1 protein-coding gene is annotated in these 281 nt (G+C 58.7%); it reads left to right on the forward strand.

Going from position 1 to position 281, the window contains the following annotated elements:
- Positions 1-61 precede the first annotated feature (61 nt).
- Complete coding sequence (locus QSV46_RS39555) at positions 62-220, forward strand: hypothetical protein (RefSeq protein ID WP_314964069.1); 159 nt, start codon at positions 62-64, stop codon at positions 218-220.
- The last annotated feature ends 61 nt before the right edge of the window (positions 221-281 follow it).

Here is a 281-nt window from a genome sequence, read left to right on the forward strand (position 1 = left end):
GTACGGAATCGTAGCGCCGCCCAAAACTCCGAAAGACATCGTCGAGTAGATCAATGCCGATGTGAACGAGGCCTTGCGCCAGCCTCAGGTGCAGGATCAGCTCAAGAAACTGTCCGCCGGTATTTTCGGCGGCCCGATCGACAAGTCATCCGCTTACATGCGCGAGGAAATCGACCGGTGGGCCGCGGTGATCAAGTCCGCCAACATCGAGTTGCAGTGAGGGAACGCGTGAGTTGATTTCGATGCGGGGGTTGCGCGGATTGTTGCGCTGGAGTGGGGAC

The sequence above is a fragment of the Bradyrhizobium cosmicum genome, assembly GCF_032290525.1.
In the GTDB taxonomy this organism is placed as follows: domain Bacteria; phylum Pseudomonadota; class Alphaproteobacteria; order Rhizobiales; family Xanthobacteraceae; genus Bradyrhizobium; species Bradyrhizobium cosmicum_A.